Annotated in this window: 22 protein-coding genes, 1 tRNA gene and 1 pseudogene; 11 read left to right on the top strand and 13 right to left on the bottom strand. The window is 68.3% G+C overall.

What is annotated here, in order from left to right; translation table 11 throughout:
- Positions 1–22 precede the first annotated feature (22 nt).
- Positions 23–724 carry an HAD family hydrolase gene (locus WDM94_15160; GenBank protein MEJ0013914.1) on the top strand — a complete coding sequence of 234 codons (702 nt, stop codon included), beginning with the start codon at positions 23–25 and terminating at the stop codon, positions 722–724.
- Here WDM94_15160 and WDM94_15155 read toward each other — a convergent pair.
- From WDM94_15155 to WDM94_15130, 6 genes are read right to left on the bottom strand one after another with little or no spacing between them, the layout of a single operon-like run.
- A complete protein-coding gene (locus WDM94_15155) occupies positions 721–1,008 on the bottom strand; it encodes an antibiotic biosynthesis monooxygenase (protein MEJ0013913.1) in 288 nt (95 codons plus the stop codon). The genes WDM94_15160 and WDM94_15155 overlap by 4 nt on opposite strands.
- Positions 1,009–1,036: 28 nt before the next feature.
- The gene (gene ureC / locus WDM94_15150) at positions 1,037–2,746 is read right to left on the bottom strand and encodes an urease subunit alpha (GenBank protein ID MEJ0013912.1); all 1,710 of its coding nucleotides are present in this window, start codon (positions 2,744–2,746) and stop codon (positions 1,037–1,039) included.
- Positions 2,746–3,051 (bottom strand): urease subunit beta, encoded by a 306-nt coding sequence (locus WDM94_15145; protein ID MEJ0013911.1) that lies wholly within the window; start codon positions 3,049–3,051, stop codon positions 2,746–2,748. The genes ureC and WDM94_15145 overlap by 1 nt, the downstream gene beginning before the upstream one ends.
- Positions 3,051–3,638 carry a HupE/UreJ family protein gene (locus tag WDM94_15140; GenBank protein ID MEJ0013910.1) on the bottom strand — a complete coding sequence of 196 codons (588 nt, stop codon included), beginning with the start codon at positions 3,636–3,638 and terminating at the stop codon, positions 3,051–3,053. The genes WDM94_15145 and WDM94_15140 overlap by 1 nt, the downstream gene beginning before the upstream one ends.
- A gap of 11 nt (positions 3,639–3,649) precedes the next feature.
- Positions 3,650–3,952 (bottom strand): urease subunit gamma, encoded by a 303-nt coding sequence (locus WDM94_15135; protein ID MEJ0013909.1) that lies wholly within the window; start codon positions 3,950–3,952, stop codon positions 3,650–3,652.
- Between the two features lie 10 nt (positions 3,953–3,962).
- A complete protein-coding gene (locus WDM94_15130) occupies positions 3,963–4,814 on the bottom strand; it encodes an urease accessory protein UreD (protein ID MEJ0013908.1) in 852 nt (283 codons plus the stop codon).
- A gap of 232 nt (positions 4,815–5,046) precedes the next feature.
- Here WDM94_15130 and WDM94_15125 point away from each other — a divergent pair, with 232 nt between their 5' ends.
- The 4 genes from WDM94_15125 (at position 5,047) to WDM94_15110 (ending at position 9,950) form a co-directional block, all read left to right on the top strand.
- Complete coding sequence (locus WDM94_15125; GenBank protein ID MEJ0013907.1) at positions 5,047–6,213, top strand: D-alanyl-D-alanine carboxypeptidase family protein; 1,167 nt, start codon at positions 5,047–5,049, stop codon at positions 6,211–6,213.
- An 11-nt stretch (positions 6,214–6,224) separates the two neighbouring features.
- Positions 6,225–7,223 (top strand): GTP-binding protein, encoded by a 999-nt coding sequence (locus tag WDM94_15120; protein ID MEJ0013906.1) that lies wholly within the window; start codon positions 6,225–6,227, stop codon positions 7,221–7,223.
- 134 nt (positions 7,224–7,357) lie between these two features.
- The gene (locus tag WDM94_15115) at positions 7,358–8,782 is read left to right on the top strand and encodes a lipopolysaccharide biosynthesis protein (protein MEJ0013905.1); all 1,425 of its coding nucleotides are present in this window, start codon (positions 7,358–7,360) and stop codon (positions 8,780–8,782) included.
- A 1-nt stretch (position 8,783) separates the two neighbouring features.
- A complete protein-coding gene (locus tag WDM94_15110; GenBank protein MEJ0013904.1) occupies positions 8,784–9,950 on the top strand; it encodes a GNAT family N-acetyltransferase in 1,167 nt (388 codons plus the stop codon).
- Positions 9,951–10,086: 136 nt separating this feature from the next.
- Here WDM94_15110 and WDM94_15105 read toward each other — a convergent pair whose 3' ends face one another.
- Positions 10,087–10,656 carry a CAP domain-containing protein gene (locus WDM94_15105; GenBank protein ID MEJ0013903.1) on the bottom strand — a complete coding sequence of 190 codons (570 nt, stop codon included), beginning with the start codon at positions 10,654–10,656 and terminating at the stop codon, positions 10,087–10,089.
- Positions 10,657–10,778: 122 nt separating this feature from the next.
- Between WDM94_15105 and WDM94_15100 the strand changes: the two genes are divergently transcribed.
- The 4 genes from WDM94_15100 to rfbD all read left to right on the top strand — a co-directional run bounded on the left by WDM94_15100 (position 10,779) and on the right by rfbD (position 13,784).
- Positions 10,779–11,366 carry a protein-S-isoprenylcysteine O-methyltransferase gene (locus tag WDM94_15100; protein MEJ0013902.1) on the top strand — a complete coding sequence of 196 codons (588 nt, stop codon included), beginning with the start codon at positions 10,779–10,781 and terminating at the stop codon, positions 11,364–11,366.
- A 121-nt stretch (positions 11,367–11,487) separates the two neighbouring features.
- Positions 11,488–12,078 carry a hypothetical protein gene (locus WDM94_15095; GenBank protein ID MEJ0013901.1) on the top strand — a complete coding sequence of 197 codons (591 nt, stop codon included), beginning with the start codon at positions 11,488–11,490 and terminating at the stop codon, positions 12,076–12,078.
- Between the two features lie 68 nt (positions 12,079–12,146).
- Positions 12,147–12,800, top strand: a complete 654-nt coding sequence (locus WDM94_15090; protein ID MEJ0013900.1) for an alpha/beta fold hydrolase — start codon at positions 12,147–12,149, stop codon at positions 12,798–12,800.
- Positions 12,801–12,905: 105 nt separating this feature from the next.
- Positions 12,906–13,784, top strand: a complete 879-nt coding sequence (rfbD, locus tag WDM94_15085; protein MEJ0013899.1) for a dTDP-4-dehydrorhamnose reductase — start codon at positions 12,906–12,908, stop codon at positions 13,782–13,784.
- A gap of 3 nt (positions 13,785–13,787) precedes the next feature.
- Here the strand turns inward: rfbD and WDM94_15080 are convergent.
- A tRNA-Arg gene (locus WDM94_15080) sits at positions 13,788–13,864 on the bottom strand.
- Positions 13,865–13,935: 71 nt separating this feature from the next.
- On the opposite strand from WDM94_15080, the gene WDM94_15075 reads away from it, so the two are divergent.
- Together WDM94_15075 and WDM94_15070 are read left to right on the top strand one after the other, a co-directional pair.
- Positions 13,936–14,718: a thermonuclease family protein gene (locus tag WDM94_15075; GenBank protein ID MEJ0013898.1), complete on the top strand. Its 783-nt coding sequence runs from the start codon at positions 13,936–13,938 to the stop codon at positions 14,716–14,718.
- The gene (locus WDM94_15070; GenBank protein ID MEJ0013897.1) at positions 14,681–16,162 is read left to right on the top strand and encodes a M48 family metalloprotease; all 1,482 of its coding nucleotides are present in this window, start codon (positions 14,681–14,683) and stop codon (positions 16,160–16,162) included. The genes WDM94_15075 and WDM94_15070 overlap by 38 nt, the downstream gene beginning before the upstream one ends.
- 152 nt (positions 16,163–16,314) lie before the next feature.
- On the opposite strand, the gene WDM94_15065 is transcribed toward WDM94_15070, so the two are convergent.
- The 5 genes and pseudogenes from WDM94_15065 to WDM94_15045 all read right to left on the bottom strand — a co-directional run bounded on the left by WDM94_15065 (position 16,315) and on the right by WDM94_15045 (position 22,526).
- A complete protein-coding gene (locus WDM94_15065; GenBank protein MEJ0013896.1) occupies positions 16,315–17,187 on the bottom strand; it encodes an RNA polymerase factor sigma-32 in 873 nt (290 codons plus the stop codon).
- Positions 17,188–17,392: 205 nt separating this feature from the next.
- A pseudogene (locus tag WDM94_15060) lies at positions 17,393–17,959 on the bottom strand (CarD family transcriptional regulator).
- A 431-nt stretch (positions 17,960–18,390) separates the two neighbouring features.
- Positions 18,391–18,729 (bottom strand): ferredoxin FdxA, encoded by a 339-nt coding sequence (gene fdxA, locus WDM94_15055; protein ID MEJ0013895.1) that lies wholly within the window; start codon positions 18,727–18,729, stop codon positions 18,391–18,393.
- A 258-nt stretch (positions 18,730–18,987) separates the two neighbouring features.
- Positions 18,988–19,365, bottom strand: a complete 378-nt coding sequence (locus WDM94_15050) for an RNA-binding S4 domain-containing protein (protein MEJ0013894.1) — start codon at positions 19,363–19,365, stop codon at positions 18,988–18,990.
- The gene (locus tag WDM94_15045; GenBank protein MEJ0013893.1) at positions 19,362–22,526 is read right to left on the bottom strand and encodes a helicase-related protein; all 3,165 of its coding nucleotides are present in this window, start codon (positions 22,524–22,526) and stop codon (positions 19,362–19,364) included. Before WDM94_15045 ends, WDM94_15050 begins: the two co-directional genes overlap by 4 nt.
- Positions 22,527–22,697: the final 171 nt, after the last annotated feature.

Genomic DNA, 22,697 nt, shown 5'->3' with positions numbered 1-22,697 from the left:
GCAAATGGTGTAGAAGGCGGAAATGCGCGGAATTCTTTTCGACAAGGACGGCACGCTGCTCGATTTCGAGGCGACGTGGACGCCGGTGCTGAAGCGGCTGGCGCTGCAGGCGGCCGGCGGCGATCCCGACCGGGCGGCGCGGCTGCTCGACGAGGGCGGGCTCGACGCCAAGACCGGCAAGGTCCGGGCGGGGTCGGTCATCGGCGCGGGGACCAACGCGCTGATCGTGGAACTATGGCATCCGGACCTGTCCGGTGCGGAGCTGGCGCAGGCCATCGTAGACATGGACCGCGCCGCGCTGGAGCATGGTTCGCAGCACTCGGTGCCGATACCCGGCGCGCTCGACGCGCTGGCGACGTTGTCCGCGCGGGGCATCGTCATGGGCGTCGCCACCAACGACGGCACCGCGGCGGCGCGGGCGGCGCTCGCCGCCACCGGCATGGCGGCGCACCTACCGCACGTCTTCGGCTACGACTCGGTGACGCGCTCCAAGCCGGCGCCGGACATGGTGCTGGCCTTCGCGCGCGAGGCCGGGATCGCGCCCGCCGACGTCGCGGTAGTCGGCGACAACCCGCACGACATGGAGATGGCGCGCGCCGCCGGCGCCACGGCCATCGGCGTCACCTCGGGCAACAGCAGCGCCGACGACCTGGCGCCGCTCGCCGATGTCGTGCTGCCCAGCGTCGCGGCGCTGCCGGAGTGGCTGGACGCGAACGCGACCTAGGCTTCGTCGTCGACGATGGTCTCGGATTTTCCGGAAACGAAATATTGCCGGGCCGTGGCCATGAATTTCCGGAAATGCTCCGAGGCTTCGTGGGCCTGGTGGACGGCGTGGTTCTCGAATGCTTCGAGCACGACGAAGGAATCGCTGCCGTCGAAGTTGGCGTAGAGCCCGAACTCAAGACAGCCGGGCTCGGCGAGCGTGTCCCGGGTGAAGGCCGGCGCGGCGGCCATCGCGATCGGCAGCGTGCCGGGCTGCATCACGATCTTCACGACGAAACGGTACATGCGGTTCCTCCCCCGAAGGGGAGGAAAGCTAGAACAGGAAATAGCGCTGCGCCATCGGCAGGCTTTCCGCCGGTGCGCAGGTCAGCAGCTCGCCGTCGGCGCGGACTTCGTACGTCTCCGGATCGACCTCGATCTTCGGCGTCGCGGAATTGTGGACCATCGATTCCTTCGAGATCGAGCGCGTGTTGTGGACGGGAAGGAACGTGCGCTCGACGCCGAGCTTTTCGCGCAAGCCGGTGGCGAAGGCGGCGCGGCTGACGAAGGTGACCGACGAGCGCGTCGCCGACTTGCCGAAGGCGCCGAACATCGGGCGATAGTGGACCGGCTGCGGCGTCGGGATCGAGGCGTTGGGGTCGCCCATGGGCGCGGCGGCGATGGTGCCGAGCTTGATCACGAGATCGGGCTTCACGCCGAAGAAGGCCGGCGACCAGAGGACGAGATCGGCGAGCTTGCCGACCTCGACGGAGCCCACCCATTCGTCGAGGCCGTGGGTGATCGCCGGGTTGATGGTGACCTTGGCGATGTAGCGCTTGACGCGGAAATTGTCGTTGTTGCCGCGCTCCTCGGGCAGGCGGCCGCGCTGCTGGCGCATCTTGTGGGCGGTCTGGAAGGTGCGGATGATGACCTCGCCGACGCGGCCCATCGCCTGGCTGTCCGATGCGATCATCGACAACGCGCCCATGTCGTGGAGGATGTCCTCGGCCGCGATGGTCTCCTTGCGGATGCGGCTTTCGGCGAAGGCGACGTCCTCGACGATCGACGGATCGAGGTGGTGGCAGACCATGAGCATGTCGAGATGCTCGTCGAGCGTATTCTTCGTGTAGGGCCGCGTCGGGTTGGTCGACGACGGCAGCACGTTCGGCAGGCCGGCGACCTTGATGATGTCGGGGGCGTGGCCGCCGCCCGCACCTTCGGTGTGGTAGGCGTGGATCGTGCGCCCCTTGAAGGCGCGGATCGTGTCTTCGACGAAGCCGGATTCGTTCAGCGTGTCGGTGTGGATCATCACCTGCACGTCGAAGGCGTCGCCGACGGAGAGGCAATTGTCGATGGCGGCGGGGGTCGTGCCCCAGTCCTCGTGCAGCTTCAGGCCCATGGCGCCGGCCTCGATCTGCTCTTCCAGCGCGCGCGGCAGGGCGGCGTTGCCCTTGCCGGTGAAGCCGAGATTCACGGGGAAGGAATCCGCCGCCTCGATCATGCGGGCGAGATGCCAGGCGCCGGGCGTGACGGTGGTGGCGTTGGTGCCGGTCGAAGGGCCGGTGCCGCCGCCGATCATGGTGGTGACGCCGGAGTACAGCGCCTCGTCGATCTGCTGCGGCGCGATGAAATGGATGTGGCAGTCGAGCGCGCCGGCGGTGAGGATCTTGCCCTCGCCGGCGATGGCGTCGGTGCCCGGGCCGATGACGATATCGACGCCCGGCTGGACGTCCGGGTTGCCGGCCTTGCCGATGCCGACGATACGGCCGTCGCGGATGCCGACGTCGGCTTTCACGATGCCCCAGTGGTCGATGATCAGCGCGTTGGTGATGACGGTATCGACCGCGCCCTCGCCGCGCGGGCGCTGCGACTGGCCCATGCCGTCGCGGATGACCTTGCCGCCGCCGAACTTCACCTCCTCGCCATAGGTGGTGAAATCCTTCTCGACCTCGACGATGAGATCGGTGTCGGCGAGACGCACCTTGTCGCCGGTCGTCGGGCCGAACATGTCGGCGTAGTGGGAACGCGAAATCCGGTACGGCATCAGAGCGATCCCATCACCAATTGGCGGAAGCCGAAGACGATGCGGTCGCCGCGGTAGGGGACGAGCGTCACCGTCCGCGATTGGCCGGGCTCGAAACGGACGGCGGTGCCGGCCGGAATGTCGAGCCGCATGCCGCGGGTCGCCTCGCGGTCGAAGGTCAGTGCGGCGTTGGTTTCGTAGAAGTGATAGTGCGAGCCGACCTGGATCGGACGGTCGCCGGAGTTGGCGACCGTGACAGTCGTCGTCGGCTGGCCGGCATTCAGCTCGATCTCGCCGGGTGCAGGAATGATCTCGCCGGGGATCATCAGATCACGCCCGCCATCAGGCCGACCCCGACGACGGCGCAGGCAGCGCCGGCGAGGCGGACGAGATTGCGGAAGCGCAGGCCGAACGTCATTGCCGCGGCGATGCCGATGGCGTGGAGCGTCGCGGTGGCGAAGGCAAAGCCGGCCATGTACTCGATGCCGCTGACGCTCTCCGGCACCTCGGTGCCGTGGGCGTGTCCGTGGAAGAGGGCGAAGGCGCCGATGATGACGGCGCCGGTCCACACCGGCAGGTCGACGGCCAGCGCGACAAGCAGGCCGAGCGCGACGACCGAGGCGAGGATGCCGGGCTCGACGAACGGGATCGGCATGTGGGCGATGCCGAGCGCGCCGCCGACGAGCATCACGCCGACGAAGGCCGCCGGCCAGACCCAGAGGGCGCGGCCGCCTTTCAGCGCCGCCCACAGGCCGACGGCGATCATCACGGTGACGTGGTCGAGGCCGAAGAACGGATGCTCGAAGCCGGCGAAGAAGCCGGAGGTCGCGCCGACGCCGACGTGGGCGAAGGCCGGGGTCGCGGCGAGCGCGAACACGGCGGCGGTGGCAAGGGGTGTGGCTACGCGCTTCATCTGACGGCTCCTCAGCGAATGGGATTGTGGACGGTCACCAGCTTGGTGCCGTCGGGGAAAGTCGCCTCGACCTGGATGTCGTGGATCATCTCGGCGATGCCATCCATCACCTGGGCGCGGCCGACGACGTGGGCGCCGGCCTCCATCAGGTCGGCGACGGTGCGGCCGTCGCGGGCGCCCTCGACGACGAAGTCGGAGATGAGGGCGATGGCTTCGGGATGGTTGAGCTTGACGCCGCGCTCCAGCCGCCGGCGCGCGACCATCGCGGCGGTGGCGATCAGCAGCTTGTCCTTCTCGCGCGGCGTCAGATTCATTCCATCCCCCTCAGCACAGCCAGTTGCCGGGCATCGTGACGCCGCGGAGCGCCTCGATCAAGCGGATGAGATCGGCGCGCAGCGTTTGTCCATCGGGCGCGGCGAGGCGGGCGACGAGGATGCCGTTCCAGGCCGAGGCGCCGGCTTCGCTTCTGGCATCGGCGAGGGCGGCGCGTGCGGTGTCTATTGCCGCTTCCGCGTCGGGCGCGATCAGCACCAGCGTCGCGACGGCAACAGCGCCGCCGCCGGTGGCGCCGTTGGCGAGGATGGCGACGCTGTCGCCGTCGAAGCGGAGGCCATCGGCGAAGGCGAGCTTGCCGCCGCGGCGGATGCGCCAGCTATCGGCGAGCGCGGCGTTACGGATCTGCTCGCCCATCGCCGTGCGGCCGAGCAGGATCGCCTCCACCGCCAGCAGGCGGCCGGTCGGGTGCACGTCCGCGGTGAGTGTCCGCTTCAGCGCGGAGCGGTCGAAGAGGATCGTCTCCTGCGGCAGCCAGTCGAGCGAGGCGCCGTCCGCAACGGTCAGCATCGTGTCGATGTGGGCGACGCCGTCGCTGCGGCGGTAGATGCGCTCCGCGGCTTGCGTCGTGGCGACGCCGCTGGCGTGCGGGCCGACCGAGACGGCGAAGCTCAGGCGATCGCCGCCTGTGACGCCGCCGGCGGTGTTGAGCAGCACGACCTGCGGGGCTTCGCCCGGACGCGACCTCGGGAATCTTGCCTTGGCCGAGCCCGACTGGAAATTTTCGGCGAGCCGCGTCACGCCGCCGTCGGCGTTGAACGCAATTCGCGCCGCCCCGCGTACGCGTTCCAGCGTCGGGCGGGCGGCGGCTGGGGGTGGGTCGGCTATCTCGGCGAGGCTCATCAGGCGATCGTCTCTTTCCCGGCCGGCAATGCAAGGTTGGCGCCAGTCTGCCCCGCACGGCGCACGGAACCGCCATTTCCGGGCGCCTGCCGATTATTGTCGCACTTGCCGAGGAAAGCACCAGCCGACACATTTCGGTGCTTTGCAAAGGCGCCGGAAAATCGGTTAGGAAGGGCCGCGGGGAGACGAAACCGAGCGCGGCCGATCTGCCGCCAACGAGGGGTCTGGGCTGTTGCGCCGGTTGCTGCCGCTATTCGCGATTTTCCTGATCCTTGCGGCCTTGCCGGCGCGCGCGGCCAACGGGCCGGCGACCATCCTGATCGACGTCGAAACCGGCAAGGTGCTGAGCAGCAACCAGTCCGACGCGCTCTGGTATCCGGCATCGCTCACCAAGATGATGACCGCGTATCTCACCTTCCAGGCGCTGAAGGACGAGAAGCTCAAGCCGACGTCGCCGGTGAAGGTCTCGGCGCACGCGCTGGCCCAGGCGCCGGCCAAGATGGGCTTCAAGGTCGGCACCGTTCTCAACGTCGACAACGCGCTGAAGATGATGCTGGTGAAGTCGGCGAACGACATCGCCGTGGCGGTCGCCGAGACGGTCGGCGGCAGCGAGCCCAAGTTCGCGGCGAAGATGAATGCCGCGGCGGCCAGCCTCGGCATGGCATCGACCCACTACGACAACGCCAACGGCCTGCCCGACTCCGGCCAGCTCACGACGGCGCGCGACCTTGCGGTGCTGGCGCGCGCGATCCTCACGGAGTTTCCGCAGTACCGCGATTATTTCGGCATCCCGGCGATCAAGGCCGGCAAGCGCGTCCTGCGCTCGCAGAACGCGCTGCTCGAGCGCTACCGCGGCACGATCGGGATGAAGACGGGATTCATCTGCTCGTCGGGCTACAATCTCGTCGCGGCGGCGAAGCGCGACGGGCGGACGCTGGTCGCGGTGGTGCTCGGCGCCGCTTCGGCCGACGAGCGCAACGAGACGGGGGCGCGTCTCCTCGACGAGGGCTTCGCCAACTGGTTCGTCGGCAGCAAGCCCGATCTCGCGACCTTCCAGGCGAACCCGACGCTCGGCGCGCCGGCCGATCTGCACGACCTCATCTGCGGCAAGCATCCGGACGCGGGCGAGGAGGAGCCGACCGACGAGACGGCTTCCGGCGACAGCGTGGTGAAATCGGCGCTCGGCCCGCGCTTCGTGCTGATGGATCCGGTGCCGGTGTTTACCGGCCGCGCCGACCTCAGCCCGGCCGACGCCGCGCAGGCAGCGGCCAAGCTTGCCGCGAAGATGCCGCTGCCCCATCTAAGGCCGCGGGCGAGCGACGCGATCGGCAATGCGCCGACGGCGTATGCGCCTGATAAACCTATAGAATCGCCGACGGTCATCCAGGCGAAGCCGTAAAGGCAAACTCCATGGCGCGGGCGCGCAAGAAGCCCATCCCCGTCACCGTCGTCGCGGGTCCTCGCGGCGCCGGCAAGACGACGCTGATCAACCGGCTGCTCGGCGAGCCGGGGTTTGCCAACACGGCGGTGATCGTTAACGACTTCGGCGAGGTGGCGCTCGCCGGCAGCATCGTCGAGACGGCGGCGGACGGATATATCGCGCTGAGCTCGGGCTGCGTCTGCTGCTCCGTGCGCGGCGCGCTCACCGACAGCCTCGAAAATCTGCTGCGCGATCTCGACAACGGACGCGTCGCCGCGATCGGCCGCGTCGTCATCGAGGCGGACGAGGCGGCAGACCCGGCGGCGATCGTCGGCGCGATTCTCCGCCATCCGTATCTGTCGCTGCGCTTTGTGCCGGACGGCATCGTCGGCGTGGTCGATGCGACGGCGCGTTTCGCGGCGCGGCCGGAGACGGTGCGGCAGGTGGCGATGGCCGATGTGGTTGTCTCGACCCGCGGTGTGTCTGCCGAAGCGACGGCGTTGAATGCGCGCGTCGTCGATGCGAGCGACGTCGGCGTTGCGGACGTCATCGGCCACCGCGCATTCGATGCCGAGGGCGGCGACCTGGATGCGTGGCTCGCGATCCGATCGGGCGATGCGGGCGACGTGCACGCCTTCGCCACGGTGCGCGAGCGCGCGATACCGTTCGCGGCGCTCGACCGGTTCCTCGAGTATCTCGCGATGCTGCAGGGGCCGAACCTGATCCGCGTGCGCGGCGCCGTTGCGACCTCGCCGGAGGATACCGTCATCGTCGAAGGCATCGGCGGCTTCTTCTACCCGCCGGCGATCCTCGACCGGCCGAGCGGCCGGACGCGCTTCGCGGTTGTGGCGCATGGCCTCGACCGGGCGATGTTCGAGGGCTACCTCGATGCGTTCCTGGGCGAGGCGCGCATCGACATGCCCGACCGGGATGCACTTATGGCTAATCCCCTCGCGATAGCCGGATTCTCGGCGCGCAGCGGGCAATAGTTGCGGCTTTCGCCGGTGCGGTTAAGCCTTTGTTAACCTTTATGAGAGTCCTAATTTCCCGATAATTGTCAAAGCATTGGCCAGCACTTATTGGACTCTTCGACCACGGGTCATGGTCGGTGCGGAGTGTGGCGGTGCGGTTTTCACTGGTTGCCGCGGTAGAGCGGATTTTCCCGGGTAGGTTGCTGTCGCGTATCCTGCCGCTGGCGCAGGCGATCGACTCGATCCTCTACGACAGCGACGACCGCGCGGTGTCGCGGCGCATCGCCCTCATCACCTTCACCGTGCGCATCATGTCCGGCGTCATCGCCTACATCAGCCAGGTGCTGCTGGCGCGCTGGATGGGCGATTTCGAATACGGCGTCTTCGTCGTTGTGTGGGTCGGCGCGGTGATCGTCGGCAGCCTCGCCTGCCTCGGCATCCAGACCGCGATCCTGCGCTTCGTGCCGGAGTACACGCAGCGCGGCGACGTGCAGCTCGTGCGCGGCGTCATCATCGGCAGCCGCATCCAGGGATTCCTCGCGGCGACCGTGCTCGCCGTCGTCGGCGCCGGCGGCCTCTACTTCTTCGGCGACAACGTCGAGGGCTACTATCTGATCCCGCTCTATCTCGGCGCCATCGTGCTGCCGATGATGGCGCTGTCGGAGATCCAGGACAATCTCTCGCGCGCCTTCAACTGGGCCGACCTCAGCCTGTGGCCGACGTTCATCGTGCGGCCGCTGCTCATCCTGCTGATCATGTGGCTGGCGGTGCATTTCGGCTGGAAGCCGAATGCGGTGACCGGCATGGCGGCGGTGATCATCGCGACGTACATCACCTCGATCGGCCAGCTCGTCTCGCTGGCGCGGCGCATGCGCAAGGCGGTGCCGCCCGGCCCGCGCGCTTATGCGCCGGCGCAGTGGATGGCGATCGCGCTGCCGATCTTCCTGGTCGAGGGCTTCTTCAACCTGCTCACCAACGTCGACATCATCATGGTCGGCCATTTCATGGAGCCCGACCGTGTTGGCGTGTACTACGCCGCCGCCAAGACGCTGGTGCTGGTGCACTTCGTCTACTACGCGGTGAAGTCGGGGAGCGCCCAGCGCTTCTCGCAGTATTACTCCAACGGCGATCGCACCAAGCTGGTCGCGTTCCTGCGCGACACGATCCACTGGACCTTCTGGCCGTCGCTGGCGATGGCGGCGTTCCTGCTCATCTTCGGCCGTCCGCTGCTGTCGCTGTTCGGCGAAAGCTTCGCCTCCGGCTATCCGCTGCTTTTCATCCTCATGGTCGGCATTCTCGTCCGCGCCACGATCGGGCCGGCCGAGACGCTGCTGATGATGGCCGGCCAGCAGGGCATCGCCGCGATCGTCTACACGCTGACGTTCGCGTTCTGTGTCACCCTCAACCTCGTGCTCATCCCGCGCTTCGGTCTGGTAGGCGCGGCGAGCGCCATGTCGCTGGCGCTGACCGCCGAGACGATCGCGCTCTATACGATCACTGCGACGCGTCTCGGCATCCGCTGCTCGATCTTCACGGCCTTCACGCCCCAGCGTCCGGCGCCGGCGCAGACGGCGTGATATGAGCGCCAGCGGCATCCTCGATACCGCCATCCGCAGCGCACGCCGCGCGCCGCCGCCGCGCCCGGGTCTGGAGTTCGCGGTCGCGCCGCTCGACGGCGCGATGGCGTTGCTGCCCGAATGGTCGGCGCTCTCCGGCCGCGCCGTCGGCGACAATCTCTTCTTCCATCCGGATTTCGCGCTGCCGGCGATGCGCCATCTCGGCGCCGGCGTTTCGCTGGCGATCGTTCGCCACGCCGATCGCCGGCTGGCGGCGCTGGCGCCGTTCACGCGCGTGCGCCTTGGGCGCATCGCTCCGGCGGCCCGGCTGTGGGCGCACGACTACGCGCCGCTCGGCCTGCCGCTGGTCGACGAGGATGCGGTGACGGCGGCGACCGCCGCGCTGCTCGACGGCCTCGCGCCGGCCGAAGGCGGCGCCAGCCTGATCGCCGCCGACCTGCCGATCGAGGGGCCGGTCGCCAAGGCGCTGGTTGCCGCGGCGCTCCGCCAGTCGCGCCCGGTCGACGTCCTCGACGGCCACGTGCGCGCCGCGCTGGTGCGGAGCGAGTCCGGAGCCACCGACCCGCGCGCGGCGCTACCGGCGAAACGGCGGAAGGAAATCGGGCGTCAGCTGCGGCGGCTTGCCGATGTCGGCGAGGTCAAGTTCACCGCTGCGATCGAACCGCAGGAGGTGCGCGCGGGCTTCGAGATTTTCATGCAGCTCGAGGCGGCGGGGTGGAAGGGCAAGCGCGGCACGGCGCTCATCTCGCATGCCGGGACGGCGGAATTCGCGCGCGAGGTCGTCGCCAACCGCGCCGAAGCGGGGGCCGCGCGCGTCGATTCGATCGACCTCGGCGGCAACCCGATCGCCATGGTGGTGACGTTCGCGGCCGGCTCGACTGCCTACACGTGGAAGATCGCCTACGACGAGGAGCGGGCGCGTTTCTCGCCCGGCGTCCAGTTGATGCTGGAGGTGCCGAAGGCGCTGTTCAGCGACCCGACGCTGATGCGCATCGATTCCTGCGCCAGCGCCGACCACCCGATGATCGACGCGCTGTGGAGCGGGCGGCTGGCGATCGGCACGCTGGTCGTCGGTCCGCCGGGCGGCAGCCCGCTGCACCGCATCGGCCTTGCCGCAGCGCGCGCCGAAATCTCGGCGCGGGCGACGCTCAAGCGCCTGCGCGGCTAAGCCCCCTCAGTCGGCTTCGCCGACAACTCCCCCGTAAACGTGGGAGCACCGGAGGTAGGGTTGGGTGATCCTCCCCGGTGAAACGGGGGAGGGGGACCGTGCGAAGCACGGTGGAGGGGCGCCACTGCCTCCGCGGCTAGTTGATCGTCAGCGTCGTGCCGTTTTCGGTCGTGATGCCGGCCGGGCCGCCCATGCCGACGGGCCGCTTCTTGCCGAGCACCAGCGTCCAGAAATATTTGTACTTGCCGCCCGAGGCGATCGAGACCGCGATGCCGATCTCATCGACGTGCTCCTCGAGCAGGTTCTCGTTGTGGCTCGGCGAATTCTGCCAGGCCTGCAGCACCTCGGCTAGCGTCGTCTGGCCGACCGCGACGTTCTCGGCCGCCATGCCGGCCTGGTAGCCGCCGGCCTTGAGGCGATCAAGGAAGCTGCCTTCGCCCGGCAGCACATGCGTCATCGTATCGGCGGCCGCCATGCGATCGGAGTGCACTTGCGCGATCGCCATCAGCGTCGGATCGACGGCCACGGCCGATTTCCCATTCGCCCGGCGGTATTGCGAGATCAGGGCCGCGGCCTCGGCGGCGTCTACCGTGCCCGCCTTGGTGGCGAGCGCGGTCTGGAAGTTCGCCCCCGACGAGCCGCCGGTCGTGCAGGCGGCGAGCGCCACGGCGGCGGCAAAGGCGAAAGCGAGGGCAGGGGCGCGCATCGAAGGTCCGTCAATCGGTGAGGGAAGGGAGATTTCCCGGTGCAATGCGTCGGAATTGGGGGAAGCGCAAGAGGGCCAATCGGCGCTTGGCAGCGGCGGCGCGCATCGGCTAGTCACTGCCCATGATGACAGTCGTGGCCGCCAAGATAATCTGGCTTCTCGGAATCGTCGCCTGGTACGCGATCCGCTATCCCTTCCAGCGCCATGCCGCCAAGAACGGCGTTGCCCGGTCGGCAGGGGGCACTGGCGACCGCGTCGCCCTCACCATCTCGGCCATCGGGCAGTTCGTCGTGCCGGCCATTTACGTCGTAAGCGGCCAGCCGGCGTTTGCCGACTATCCGTTCCAGCCGCCGCTGACCTGGCTCGGCCTCGTGGTGCTGATCGCGGCGCTGGCGCTGTTCCGCGTCACCCACAAGCAGCTCGGGCGGAACTGGTCGGTGACGCTGGAAACGCGGACCAGGCATGAGCTGGTCACCGACGGCCTGTACGGATACGTACGCCACCCGATGTATTCGTCGTTCCTGCTGCTGGCGATCGCCCAGGCGCTGCTGCTGCCCAATTGGGTCGCCGGGCTGTCGGGCATCGTCGGCATCGCCGTGCTGTTCTTCTACCGGATCGACAAGGAGGAGGCGCTGATGACCGAATCCTTCGGCGATGAATACCGGGCCTATATGCGGCGCACGGCGCGCATCGTTCCGTGGCTCTACTGAGCGGCAAGGTGTTGTAAGAGTGCGACAATTTCGACGAATCGGGCGGTTTCGGCCCATTTCGGCTTGTGCCGGTCGGTGGCGTGCATATCGTACGGGTCGGGGCGATCCCGGGGGAATTCCCATGATTTTCAAGCGCACCGTGATTGCGCTGCTGGCTTCGCTGGCGCTGATCTACCCGCTCCTGTCGGAGGCGTCGGCGAAGACGCCGAAGGGCAGCATCTATCTGATGCGCGGCCTCGCCAACATCTTCTCGCTCGGCCTCGACGACCTGAACACCAAGCTGCAGGCGCGCGGCGTCAACTCGGTGGTGCTCAACTATTCGAGCTGGCCGGAGATCGCGGCCGACATCGTCGCGCGCTACAAGACCGACAAGAACGCCCTGCCGGTCGTCGTCATGGGCCATTCGTTCGGCGCCGATGCGACGCTGCTGCTTTCGGCGGAGCTCGCCAAGCACAACATCCCGGTCGCGCTGGTCGTCGAGTTCGATGTGGTCAGCAACATCCCGGTGCCCAAGAACATCAAGCACCTGATCAATTTCTACGAATCGGCCGGCAACGGCCGCAAGCTCGAGGCGCCGCCGGGCTTCAAGGGCCGGCTCGACAACATCGACCTGTCGAAGACCGATACGACCATCGGCCACCTCAACATCGAGAAGAACGCCGCGCTGCACGCCAAGGCGATCGCGGCGACGCTGGGCGTTCTCGGACACTAGGTTTTCCCCCAGGAATCGCGTTCCGCCGCATTGGCTCTTTGCGGCGGTTTTCGGGTATGGTTGCCGGGATGGCCGTAAGTGTATCCCGAGTTAAGGCAATTTGCGCCGCGCTGACGTTAGCCGGCGTACTGGCGCTCGGCGGTTGCGCCGACCTGCCGGAGATCACCGGCAAGGAGAAGCTTGCCGATATCGCGCCCACCGGGCCGCTCGTCGGTGCCGGCGAGGTCTATCTCCTGCGCGGCGGCTTCAACATCTTCTCGACCGGCATGGACGAGCTCGCCGCGAAGCTCAGGGCGCGCGGCGTCGATGCCCGCTCCTACGGCCACGCGCAGTGGCGCGAGCTCGCCGCCGACGCGCGCCAGCGCTATGTCGCCAACCACGCCCCGATCGTTCTGGTCGGCCACTCGTGGGGCGTGCTCGGCGCCGTGCTCATGGCGCGGGAACTCGCCAAGACGAGCACGCCGGTGGCGCTGATGGTGCTCTACGATTCGACCGACCCGGTGGTCGTCCCGGCAAACGTAAAGCACGTGATCAACCTGCGCTCGAAGGCGGCGATCGGCGCGCACATCGCGGTCACCGGCGGCTACGGCTTCGGCGGCGTCATCGACATCGAGGACCGGCCGGAATACGGCCACCTCAACATGGACAACGCCCCGGCGCTGCACGAGGAAACCATCGCCGAGGTGCTGCAGGTGCTGGCCGGGCGGAAAACGAAACGGTAACCACGCCGCAGAGGCGAGACGCGGAATCTTGGTGCCTTCCGCCGGTAACCGCGCCAGACTGTTTCGGGAATGTCCTCGATCGTCGTCCCCACGCAAGGCTGAGCCGTGATTCTGGTTCTCGGCGGACACGGGCAGCTCGGCAGCGAGCTGGTCGTCAAGGCAGGCGAAGCGGGCGTGCCGCTCGTCGCGGCCGGCCACGCGGAAGTCGACGTCGCCGACCCGAAGACGATCGCGCGCGCGGTCGCGAAATATCGCCCGACGCTGATCGTCAACGCCGCCGCCTACAACAACGTCGACAAGGCGGAGAGCCAGGTGGCGCAGGCGGAGCGCACCAATGCGCTCGGCGCCTCGGTCGCGGCAGCCTCGGCGAAGCGCGCCGGGCTGCCGATCATCCATATCTCGACCGACTACGTCTTCGACGGCGAGAAGACCGGCGCCTACGTCGAGACCGATCCGGTCGGGCCGCTCAGCGCCTACGGCCGGACGAAGGAGAAGGGCGAGGAGGGCGTCCGCAACAGTCATCCGCAGCACCTGATCCTGAGGACGAGCTGGCTCTACGGCGTGCACGGCTCGAATTTCCTGAAGACGGTGGTGAAGCTTGCCGCCGAGCGCGACACGCTGGGCTTCGTCGCCGCGCAGCGCGGCACGCCGACCTCGACAGCGGAGCTGGCGAAGGCGATCCTCACCGCCGCCGACACCATCGCCAAAGGCACCGCGCCGTGGGGCACGTATCACGTCGCGGGACAGGGCGCGACGTCGCGGCACGGCATGGCGACGGCGATCGTCGCGGCGCAGGAACGCTTCACCCACCGCGCGCCGCCGATCGAGGTGATCGCCGTTTCACCGGACGCGGCGCGCCGCCCGGCCAACTCGGCGCTCGACTCGTCGAAATTCGCGGCGACCTTCGGCTACGCGCCGGGCGACTGGCGGGAAGCCATCGAGCACGCGGTCAATCTGCTCTTCGCCAAGCAGGGGCGGATGTGAAGCTGGTGTCCCCGGCGTGACTCGAACACGCGACCCCCGGTTTAGGAAACCGGTGCTCTATCCGGCTGAGCTACGGGGACTGCCGGTGCGGCGCCAAGATAGCCATAGGCGGCGGAATGTGAAGGGCGGGATAATTCTGGTCTTGTCGTTGATGCTGACGGGCTCGGCATTGGCGGCCGAATGTCCTGCCGCGGGCTCGGATACGGCCGTGGTCGCTGAGGTCATCGACGGCGCCACGTTGCGCCTCGCCGATGGTGCCGAGATTCGTCTCGCCGGCATCGAGGCTCCGGCGCGGCCTTTGGCGCTGGCGGCCGGGGCGGCGTGGTCGGCGGGTGAGGCGGCGCGGGCGGCCCTGGCGCAACTCGCCGCCGGGAAAAGCGTCGCCCTGGCGGAAGCCGGCGACGCGCCTGATCGGTATGGGCGGGCGCATGCCTATGCATTTTTGGCCGACGGGCGGGCGCTCGCCGAGGCGCTGATTGGCGAGGGCTATGCGCGGGCGCGCTGGTTTCCGAACGAGAATGGCTGTTTTCCGGCCTTTCTGGCGGCGGAAAAGGCGGCGCGGCAGGCGAAACGCGGGCTGTGGGGCCAGCCGGAATACGCAACCCTGGAGGCCAATGATCCTTCGCTTGGCACCCGAAACGGCTTATATCACCTCGTCGAAGGTCGGGTGGTCTCGGTCGGTCACGGGTCGCGCATGATCTTCCTCGATTTCGGCCACGACATCCGGCGCGATTTCACCGTCATGGTGTCGCCGGCCGTCGGCGAGGCGCTGGCTGCAGCCGGGCGTCCGGTCGATGGCTTCGCAGAGCGGCGGGTGCGCGTGCGTGGCGTGATCGAGGAAAGCAACGGCCCGGCGATAAGATTGAACGATCCGGCCGAGATCGAATTGTTGGACGATGACGGTCAGGACGACGATGTGGGCGCTCCGCGCTGATCAGGGCTGGGGCAGGGTGGCGGCGGTGGCGCTGGCGGCGATGCTCGTCGCCGGCTGCAGCACCGCCGGCCGCAATAGCCCGACCGCGGCGATCTTCGGTGCCGATGCGCCGGGCGCCAACACCCCGGCCGTCGATACGCAGGAACATTCGCGCATCGTCGCGGCGTATGGCGGCATCTACCACGATGCCAACGTCGAGCAGACGCTGGTGCCGATCGTGTCGCGCATTGTCGCCTCGTCCGACCGGCCCGACCAGGCGTACCGCATCACCATCCTGAACTCGCCGGCGATCAACGCGTTCGCGCTCCCCGGCGGCTATCTCTACGTGACGCGCGGCCTGCTCGCGCTTGCCAGCGATTCGTCCGAGGTCGCCGCGGTGCTGGCGCACGAGATGGGCCACATCACCGCCAACCACGCGCAGGCGCGCCAGGAGAAGGCGCGTGAGGCGCTGGTGGTGTCGAAGGCGGTGTCGGAAGTGCTGAACGACGACAACAGCGGCCAGCTCGCCCTGGCGTCGAGCCAGCGCAATCTCGCCAGCTTCTCGCGCCAGCAGGAACTGGAGGCCGACGCGATCGGCGTGCGCACCATCGGCAAGGCCGGCTACGATCCGTTCGCGGCGGCGCGCTTCCTCACCGCGATGGCGCACTACTCAGACTTCCGCGCGTCGCAGACGCTGCGCGACAAGGCGCCGGACTTCCTCGCCACGCATCCCTCGACGCCGGAGCGTGTCGGCTTCGCCCAGCAGGCGGCGCGCCAGTTCGGTGCGCCGGGCATCGGCGAGACCGACCGCGACCGCTATCTCGCCGGCATCGACGGCATGGTGTTCGGCGACGATCCCGGCCAGGGCTTCGTGCGCGACCGCACGTTCATCCATCCCGGGCTCGCCATCGGCTTCACGGTGCCGGAAGGCTTCGTCATCGACAACACCAGCGACGCGGTGCTGGCGACCGGCGTCGATGGCACGGCGCTGCGCTTCGACGCGGTCGGGCTCGCGACCGGCACCGATCTCGTCGAGTATCTGAAATCAGGCTGGATCAACGGGCTCGACGAGAACAGCATCCAGAGCTTCTCGGTCAACGGCCTGCAGGCGGCGTCGGCCGAGGCGCAGGCCAAGGGCTGGTTCTTCCAGATCGCGGTGATCAAGGCGGCGGGCGCGGCGACCTACCGCTTCATCTTCGCCAACGAGGCGGCGAGCGACGCCTTCCATCGCGAGGCGCAGGCGACGACGGCGAGCTTCCGCACCGTGACGCCGCAGGAGCTCGCCGCGCTGAAGGCACTGCACGTCCACATCGTGACGGCGGCCGCCGGCGACACCGAGGCGATCGTGGCGCGCCGCATGCGCGGCGTCGACCGGCCGCGCGAACTGTTCCGCGCGCTGAACGATCTCGACCCGGGCGAGGCGATCGTCGCCGGGACGAAGCTGAAGATTGTGGACGATCGGTAAAACGCACTGCGCTTAACCTCTCCCCTTGAGGGAGGTCGAAATCGCGTCAGCGACTTCGGGAGGGGGTTGCGGCGCCTGCCGACCGAGCCCGGCCCCTCCCCAAAACCGCTTCGCGGTTTTGACCCGCCCGCAAGGGGAGGGTTGAAGCGGAGCTAGACGAACGAAGCGGTGTCGGGGTGGTCCTTGAGCAGCGCCTCGCGGAGCTTCTCCAGCGCGCGGTTCTCGATCTGGCGGACACGCTCCTTCGAGATGCCGAGGCTTTCGCCGAGCGACTCCAGCGTCGCGCCTTCGTCCTTGAGGCGGCGCTCCTTGACGATGCGCAGTTCGCGCTCGTTCAACACCGTCAGCGCCGAGCGCAGCCACGTCGTGCGGCGCTCGGTGTCGATCTGCTCGCCGACCGATTCGTCGGGCAGCGAGACCGGATCGACGAGGAAGTCCTGCCGGTTCGAGCTTTCGCCGCCGTCGCCTTCGTGCAGCGGCGCGTTCAGCGATGTGTCCGGCGCGCCGAGGCGCGAGTCCATCGTCTCGACGTCGGCGATGGAGACGCCCAAGGCCTCGGCGATCTCGCCGAAGACGACGCGGCGCGGGCGGTTGTCGTTGGTCTGCGCCAACCGGGCGCGCAGGCGACGCAGGTTGAAGAACAGCGCCTTCTGCGCCGACGAGGTGCCGCTGCGGACGATCGACCAGTTGCGCAGGATGTAGTCCTGGATGGAGGCGCGGATCCACCACGTCGCGTAGGTCGAGAAGCGGACCTCGCGGGCGGGCTCGAAACGCGCGGCGGCTTCCAAGAGGCCGACGTGGCCTTCCTGGATGAGGTCGCCCATGTTGAGGCCGAAGTTGCGGAAGCGGGCGGCCACCGCGATGACGAGGCGCATGTGCGCCGAGGTCAGCCGGTCGAGCGCGACCTGGTCTTTCTTCTCGCGCCAGCGGACGGCGAGGTCGTGCTCCTCCTCGCGCTCGAGGTAGGGAGCGCGCATCGCGGCGCGCACGAAATCACGATTTGATGCTGCTGCAGTCGTTGCCATCGGCCTGACCTCCATGTGGCTTCAAGGGCCACCGAGGAATCGTCCAACACCGAAACACTAGACCCGCGATCCGGGTGCGGAGTCACACAATCTGTTGATAGCGATTGTGATTGTCTCGGTTTGGAATCTGTTCACCCCAGAAACGGCGAAGGCGCCCGGTGTTGCCACCGGACGCCTTCGAAAATTACGAAAGTCGGTAGCGCGATCAGGCCGCCTTGGCGTCGGCCTTGGCGTCTTTCTCGCCGGCGGCCGGGGCGCCGCGGCGCGGGCTCTTGGCGAGGTTCTGCTCGATCTGGCGGACCGCTTCGGTCTCCGAGATCTTGTTCACCGATGAAATCTCACGCGACATGCGGTCGAGCGCGGCCTCGTAGAGCTGACGCTCGGAGTACGACTGCTCGGGCTGCGTGTCGGAGCGGAACAGGTCGCGGACGACCTCGGCGATCGAGATCAGGTCGCCGGAATTGATCTTGGCTTCGTATTCCTGCGCACGGCGGCTCCACATGGTGCGCTTGATGCGGGCGCGGCCACGCACCGTCTCGAGCGAACGCTTCACGGTCGCCGGGTCGGCGAGCTTGCGCATGCCGACGCTGGTCGCCTTAACGGTGGGCACCCGGAGCGTCATCTTGTCCTTGATGAAGGAGATGACGAACAGGTCGAGCTTGATGCCGGCCACTTCCTGCGTCTCGATGCCCACGATCTTGCCGACGCCATGCGCCGGATAGACGATGAACTCGCCGGTCTTGAAGCCGGAACGGGTGGTGGCGGACTTCTTGGTTGCAGCAGCCATGGGCCTTGTCGAACTCCGTTAGGTACGCGCGCCGCGAGTGGTTCGCGGGTGCCGGCGGGTTTTTCCGCCTTGCCTCCCTGCCGGAGAAAACGACGCTGGCCCACCCTTTGATCCGCCGAACCGGCGGGCGCTACCCTGGCACGACCCGGCGTATCGGCAGCGACAGCCCGACAAGCCTATCGAGGCTCGGCCGGGCGCTGGAACGCCTTAATTTTGGTCACGCTTAGGAATTTCGCGCGGGGGACGCGAGCAACAGGCTCGTTTTGTTCCGACAGTGTGTTCAAGATAACACAAAATACGGAAATTTCAATGGGTTACAGGCCCGACGGTAAATAACCTGCGGATATGCTGCGGTGCGTCATTAATGCCCGCCGGCGCATTTCTGCGGTTTTCCCTGTCCGCCGGTACAACCGCGGCTAATCGCCCTCGCCGGGGTTGGGCGAGAAGAACTTCTCGAACTTGTCGGGCTGGCCCTCGAACTCCTTGGCGTCGGGCGGGGCGTCCTTCTTGGCAGTGATGTTCGGCCACTGCTTGGCGAAGTCGGCGTTGACCTTCAGCCATTTCTCCAGGCCTGGCTCGGTGTCCGGCTTGATCGCGTCGACCGGGCATTCCGGCTCGCACACGCCGCAGTCGATGCATTCGTCGGGATGGATGACGAGCATGTTCTCGCCCTCGTAGAAGCAGTCGACGGGGCACACCTCGACGCAGTCGGTGAATTTGCACTTGATGCAGTTTTCGTTGACGACGTAGGTCACGGCGGGTCTCGGAACGGCCGGAAAAGGCGCGGGTTTCGGTTAGCCGGTTCGGGTGATGGGCGCAAGGTTTGGCGTTTCGTCTGGGGCGCTCTTTGTGTCGGAGGCGGTGAGGAGGAGAGACACCCCTCCCCAAAACCGCGATGCGGTTTTGGCCCTCCCGCAAGTGGAGGGCTCAAGTGGAGTCCCGGTCGCGCAGCGCGGCGAACCCTCCCCTTTGCGGGAGGGTCAAAACGCCGAAGGCGTTTTGGGGAGGGGTGCCTACCTCTCATCCTCCATGTCCCCACGCTTCAGCGCCGTGATCGCCCGCCGGTCGCGCTTGGTCGGCCGGCCGGCGCCGCCGTCGCGTGGCGCGGTGGGCGTCGGCACCTCGGGCGGCGTCAGGTCCTCGTAGAGCAGCCGCGCCTCGGTCGCCGGGCCGCGGCGTTCGCCGCATCCGACAACGCGCAGCACGCGGATGGTGCGGTCGAGGGTGACGGTCAGCGTGTCGCCCGGCTTGACCAGGTCGCTCGCCGTGTCGCGGCGCTCGCGGTTGATGCGGACGCGGCCGTCGACGATCAGCTTCTGGGCCAGCGTGCGACTTTTGGCGATGCGGGCGAACCACAGCCACTTGTCGAGGCGCTGGCGGTCTTCGCTCAGCCGCCGCGCTCCTTCGCCTCGAGCGCGGCCTTGAGCGCGGCGAGTGCGGCGAACGGCGAGGTCGGATCGATCGGCTTGTTGCGTTTATCGCCGGCTGGCGGCTCGGTCGAGAAGCGCATCGGCTCGGCCGAGCGCGGCTCGCGGCGCGGACGATCGCCGCGGTCGCGACCGCCGTCGTTGCGCTCGCGGCGACCCTCGGGACGCGGCCGGCGGTTGTTGCTGCGCTCAGCCTCGCCGTCCTTGCGGTCGGGGCGGGCGTGGTGCTGCGGACGCGGCGGGCGTGTCTCGCCGTTGGTTGCCGGTGTCGCGGCGTCGGCCGGGGCCGGCGAGGCGGCATCGGCCGCAGGCTTCGCCTCGACCTTCGCGTCGCGGCGCTGTGGACGGCGATGGCGCGGCGGCTGCTGGTCGCGATCCTTGCGGCCGGGGCGCCAGATCTCGATGAACTGCGGCTCGGCTGGAGTCTCGACGGCGGGAGCCTCCGCGACAGCAGCCACCTCTTCGGCGACCGGCGCGTCGGCAACGACGGGCGCAGCGTCGATCGGTTCGGCGACGGCGGCTTCCGCGGCGGCCGACTCCGGCGGCTCGGCGGCCAGCGTCTCCACGACAGGCGCCGCTTCCGCGACTGGCGCGGCCTCCGGCGGCATGCCTTCGGCCGGCGTCGCTTCTGCAGCGGGCGCGGCTTCAGCGGCGGGCTTCGGCTGGACGGGCTTGCGCTCGACGCGGTAGCCCAGCGAGCGGAGCACCGATGCAAAATCTTCGCCGGAGCATCCGAGCAGCGACGTCATCGATACCGTCGCGGTGAAGCCGTATCCGTGGATCGCGCCGGGCGGCGGCTCCGGCTGCTCGGTTGTCGGGCGCCACGCGATGAGCGGGCGGATGAGATCGGCGAGGCGCTCGAGGATGTCGATGCGTACCGCACGGTTTCCGGCAACCTTGTAGCCGACGACGCGGTAGAGCGGCCGGGTGATCGCCGTATCGACCGGCACGCTGGTGCGGCCGGAGGCGGCGAGGCGCGACAGCTCGGGCAGGCCGGCGACATCGAGGCCGCCGTTCTTCAGCGCCCACAGCGTCGCAAGCAGCGCGCTCGGCGCCGGCTTGAGCAGCGCCGGCACGTAGATGTGATAGGCGCCGAAGCGGACGCCGAGATTGCGCAGGCCGGCGCGCGTCTCCTGGTCGAGCGCCTTCACCTCGTCGGCGATGTCGCTGCGCTCGATGACGCCGAGATTTTCCGACAGGCGGAACGCGATGCCGCGCGCCGGTGCCGGCAGCGTCTCGGCGTTGCGGAGATCGACGAGCGGCTTCAGCAGCGTCTCGATGTGATTGGCGATCCACAGATCGATGCGCGCCTGGACGCGCTCACGCTGTGGGGCGGGCAGCGCCTCGTCGGCGAGCAGGATGAGGCGCGGCTTCAGTGCGTCGTCGCCCTCGGTGAGCTTGGCGATGATCGCGCCCTGCCAGCGCAATGCGCCGTCGCCGGCGAGCACGAGGTCGCCGTTGTTGGCGGTGGCGACCTTGTCGGCGCGGTTGGCGATCTCGCCGGCGAGCGCCTTCTGGGCGGCGGCGCGCAGCGCCTTTGCCTCGGGGCCGTCGGTGGCATTCGGGTCGGGCGCAAAGCGGAAACCGTCGAGGTTTCCGACGTGCTGCCCCTCCACCATCACGTCCCCGGTCGTCGTGATCTCGGCTTCCAGCATCGCGTTCTCTTTCAGGCGCCGCATCAGCACGCTGGTCCGCCTGTCCACGAAACGGGCGGTCAGCCGCTCATGGAGGGCATCCGACAGACGATCCTCTATCGCGCGCGTGCGCTCCTGCCAATGGTGCGGGTCACGCAGCCAGTTCGGACGGTTAGCCGCGAAAGTCCAGGTGCGGATGTGGGCGATGCGGTTGGCGAGGGTGTCGATGTCGCCGTCGGTACGGTCGGCGAAGGCGACCTGGCTCTCGAACCAGCTATCCGAGATGGCGCCTTCCTTGACCATGAAAGTGAACAATGTCGACACCAGCTCGGCGTGGTTGGCGGGTGCGATCTTGCGGTAGTCGGGGATCTGGCAGATGTCCCAGAGCATCGCGACGCGGTCGCGGCCGACGGCCATGTCGGCGATCGTGACATCGCGCACGACGCGGTCCAGCGCATCGACGTCGACCGACGGCGGCGCCTTAGTGAGGCCCTGGCGCTGCGGCGCGACGTCGAGGCTCGCCTTCAGCGCGGCGAGCGAAGAGAAGTCGAGATCGCGGTTCCGCCACTGCACGACCTTGACCGCATCGAAGCGGTGGCTCTCCAGCGACTCGACCAGCGCATCCTCGAACGGCTCGGCGCGGCCGGTGACGCCGAAGGTGCCGTCGCGCATGTGGCGGCCGGCGCGGCCGGCGATCTGCGCCAGTTCGGCGGAGGAAAGACGGCGGTGCTGATAGCCGTCGAACTTGCGATCCGAGGCGAAGGCGACGTGATCGACGTCGAGGTTGAGGCCCATGCCGATGGCGTCGGTGGCGACGAGGAAATCGACATCGCCGGACTGGAACAGCTCGACCTGGGCATTGCGCGTGCGCGGCGAGAGCGAGCCCAGCACGACCGCGGCGCCGCCGCGCTGGCGGCGGATCAGCTCGGCGATGGCGTAGACCTCGTCGGCGGAGAAGGCGACCACCGCCGAGCGGCTCGGCAGGCGCGTTATCTTCTTCGAGCCGGAGTAGGTGAGCAGCGACATGCGTGGGCGCGTCACGACGTTCACGCCGGGCAGGAGATTCTCGATGATGCCGCGCATGGTGGCGGCGCCGAGCAGCAGCGTCTCGTCGCGGCCGCGAAGGTTCAGCATGCGATCGGTGAAGACGTGGCCGCGTTCGAGATCGCCGGCTAACTGAATCTCGTCGATCGCCAGGAACGAGGCGTCGGTCCGCTCGGGCATCGCCTCGACAGTGCACACCTTGAAGCGCGCGTTCGGCGGGATGATCTTTTCTTCGCCGGTGATGAGCGCGACCTGCTCGACGCCGACGCGCTGCACGACACGGTTGTAGACCTCGCGCGCGAGCAGGCGCAGCGGCAGGCCGATCACGCCGGAGGCGTGCGCCAGCATCCGCTCGATGGCGAGATGGGTCTTGCCGGTGTTGGTGGGCCCAAGCACCGCGACCACGTTGCGGCCGCCCGCACTCTCGGGCTTATCGGAAAGATTCATGCTGACCGAAAACTAACGCGGGTTCCGTGTCTCTGCCGCCTGAGCCCCTCAAGACGGCAAGTGCGAGTGCGACCGCGCCTCTCCTGTACCATAGCGACACACGATCGGGGCGAAATTCACGGTCGCCTGTGCGCTGTTAATCCTCAGCGAGTCGGGCTCTCACTCAGGCGA

The organism is Bauldia sp., from assembly GCA_037200845.1.
Classification (GTDB): Bacteria; Pseudomonadota; Alphaproteobacteria; order Rhizobiales; family Kaistiaceae; genus DASZQY01.
Note: the sequence above shows the minus strand (reverse complement) of the source record. Positions and strands in the feature narration are given on the sequence as shown.

Excerpts from the sequence above, each read along its gene's own strand:
- WDM94_15065 (MEJ0013896.1), bottom strand. The coding sequence starts at position 17,187 with ATGGCAACGACTGCAGCAGCATCAAATCGTGATTTCGTGCGCGCCGCG.
- WDM94_15120 (MEJ0013906.1), top strand. The coding sequence starts at position 6,225 with ATGGCGCGGGCGCGCAAGAAGCCCATCCCCGTCACCGTCGTCGCGGGT.
- WDM94_15140 (MEJ0013910.1), bottom strand. The coding sequence starts at position 3,638 with ATGAAGCGCGTAGCCACACCCCTTGCCACCGCCGCCGTGTTCGCGCTC.
- WDM94_15095 (MEJ0013901.1), top strand. The coding sequence starts at position 11,488 with ATGATTTTCAAGCGCACCGTGATTGCGCTGCTGGCTTCGCTGGCGCTG.
- WDM94_15145 (MEJ0013911.1), bottom strand. The coding sequence starts at position 3,051 with ATGATCCCCGGCGAGATCATTCCTGCACCCGGCGAGATCGAGCTGAAT.
- WDM94_15110 (MEJ0013904.1), top strand. The coding sequence starts at position 8,784 with ATGAGCGCCAGCGGCATCCTCGATACCGCCATCCGCAGCGCACGCCGC.
- WDM94_15075 (MEJ0013898.1), top strand. The coding sequence starts at position 13,936 with ATGCTGACGGGCTCGGCATTGGCGGCCGAATGTCCTGCCGCGGGCTCG.
- ureC (MEJ0013912.1), bottom strand. The coding sequence starts at position 2,746 with ATGCCGTACCGGATTTCGCGTTCCCACTACGCCGACATGTTCGGCCCG.
- WDM94_15090 (MEJ0013900.1), top strand. The coding sequence starts at position 12,147 with ATGGCCGTAAGTGTATCCCGAGTTAAGGCAATTTGCGCCGCGCTGACG.
- WDM94_15155 (MEJ0013913.1), bottom strand. The coding sequence starts at position 1,008 with ATGTACCGTTTCGTCGTGAAGATCGTGATGCAGCCCGGCACGCTGCCG.
- WDM94_15160 (MEJ0013914.1), top strand. The coding sequence starts at position 23 with ATGCGCGGAATTCTTTTCGACAAGGACGGCACGCTGCTCGATTTCGAG.
- WDM94_15100 (MEJ0013902.1), top strand. The coding sequence starts at position 10,779 with ATGATGACAGTCGTGGCCGCCAAGATAATCTGGCTTCTCGGAATCGTC.
- WDM94_15130 (MEJ0013908.1), bottom strand. The coding sequence starts at position 4,814 with ATGAGCCTCGCCGAGATAGCCGACCCACCCCCAGCCGCCGCCCGCCCG.
- WDM94_15105 (MEJ0013903.1), bottom strand. The coding sequence starts at position 10,656 with ATGCGCGCCCCTGCCCTCGCTTTCGCCTTTGCCGCCGCCGTGGCGCTC.
- WDM94_15135 (MEJ0013909.1), bottom strand. The coding sequence starts at position 3,952 with ATGAATCTGACGCCGCGCGAGAAGGACAAGCTGCTGATCGCCACCGCC.
- WDM94_15070 (MEJ0013897.1), top strand. The coding sequence starts at position 14,681 with ATGACGGTCAGGACGACGATGTGGGCGCTCCGCGCTGATCAGGGCTGG.
- WDM94_15045 (MEJ0013893.1), bottom strand. The coding sequence starts at position 22,526 with ATGAATCTTTCCGATAAGCCCGAGAGTGCGGGCGGCCGCAACGTGGTC.